The following is a 1,890-nucleotide window of genomic DNA, read 5'->3' on the forward strand; positions in this document are numbered from 1 at the left end:
TGACCGCGTTGTCGGCCAGCACCGGGCCGCCTTTGTACGGCGGCTCCAACTGGATGTTGCGCGCGGCCACCAGGGTGGGGTTGACGATCACCGCGGAGGCGTCGGCCGGCACCTTGTACTTGTTGTCGTAGTGGAAAGTGACTTTCGTGTTCTCCCCGGTGGGCTCGATCTTGTCGATCGCCCCCACCTTGATGCCCATGATCCGGACCTCGTCACCGGCATACAGCGCGTTGACCTCCGGGAAGTAGGCGGTCACGGTGTTGTTGACCAGCTTCGAATACAGCCCACGGCCCACGACTGCGGCGACCAGCGCCAGCACCACCACCAGTGACCCGATGATCACCGAGGTCCGCGACAGCTTCGGCAGCCGCAGGTTGTGAATGTCGAGGATGGTACTCACCGCGGGCTACCTTCCCTCCAGGGCGCCGCCGCCGCCGCCCGGCTGGCTGTTGCCGCCCTGGCCGGGCTGAATCTGCGGTACCGGCAGCCGGTTGCCCGGCCCCGGCGATGCCGGCGGATACGGTGGCGCTATCGGTGGCGGCGGCGCGTGCCCGGGGTTCCCCGCAGCCGGGCCGGCCACCGGTGCGACGGGTTCGGTCCGCCCACCCGGCAATGCGTCCGGCAGCGGCACCGGGGTCCCCGGAGCGGCCGGTGGTATCGAACCGGGAAGACCGGAGACCGCGATCCCCGGTATGTCGGCCAGGGCGCTTAAGTTCGGCAGCGACGTCAACACGTCCGCCGGCGGCCCGTAGTTGCCCCCCCAGGGTCCCATGGTCGTTGTCCCCGCGCACGGCAGCGGGTTGGACGGCGTCGGGAAATCGCCGGCGGCCGGGGCGTACGAGCACGGCGACGCGGGCGGGACGGCCGGTCCCGGATGCTCCGGGGTGCCCTCGGCCACCCGCGGCTCCGGCGGCGGCGCGCCGTTGGGGAACCGCACGCCGTTGGGGTCGGGGTAGCGGTACGCCGGCAGGCCGGCGTTGCGCCAGAACTCCTGCGGGTCGATGCCCCGTTTCTTGAACGCGGCGTCCAGCCACGGCTGCATGATCTGATGGTTCAGCAACAAGGTGGAGGACCACACCTTGAAGTACGGCCCCGACGCGACGGTCTCGTTCAACAGCTTCACCATGATCCCCTCGGCGACCAGTCCCTCCGCCAGGTCGTCTTTGCGCTCCACCAGGACGTCGCTGATGGTCCGCAACTGTTCGAGCACGTGATTGAGGTTCGGGTTGTCCTCGATCAGGCCCTTCAGCTGCGCCGAGACCGCCGCGACGTTGCCCAGCAGTGCGTCGATGGCCTGGCCGCGCTCGTTGAACGCGGCCAGCAGCGCCTTGGCGTTGACCAGCAGCCGGTCCACCTGTTCGCTGCGGTCACCGAGGATGCTGGCCACCTTGTTGGCCTGGGCGAGTAGATGTTTGATCTCCTCGTCGCGTTTGCCGATGGTGTCGGAGAAGTCGGCCACCCCTTTCAGGGCGGCGCTCAAGTGTGGGGAGGTCTCGTCGATGGTCTGCGACAACACTTTCAGCGACTGCTTGACGGTGTCGACGCCCCAGTTCGATGCGGCCCTGGTGGAGTCGAAGATGGCATCGTAAAGCTGATACGGGGTGGTGGCCTGGCCCATCGGCAACACCGCCCCGGGCCGCAACATCCGGGTGCCCTGCGGCGCCACCTCGAGCACCTTTCGGCCCAGGATGGTGTCGGTCTTGATGGCCAGCCGGCTCTCGGTGCCGATGGTGTTGGGTCCGGTGGTGAACTTGATCACCACATGGTCGCCGGCGATGGTGAGTGCCTGCACCTCACCGACGCTCTTGCCGGCGATGCGCACCTTGTCGCCCTTGTTGATCTGACCGGTGTCGGTGAACTGCCCGTAGTAGGCCGGCTGGGCGAACAGCA

The 1,890-nt window shown here is 68.0% G+C and carries 2 protein-coding genes; both read right to left on the reverse strand.

All coding sequences use genetic code 11. From position 1 onward, the window contains the following. A partial coding sequence (locus tag AC2VON_RS15605; protein WP_486953765.1) for an MlaD family protein occupies positions 1 to 400 on the reverse strand: 400 nt, incomplete at its 3' end. A gap of 6 nt (positions 401 to 406) precedes the next feature. After that, a partial coding sequence (locus AC2VON_RS15610) for an MCE family protein (RefSeq protein WP_486953766.1) occupies positions 407 to 1,890 on the reverse strand: 1,484 nt, incomplete at its 5' end.

This window comes from Mycobacterium sp. TH-M82 (assembly GCF_057473605.1).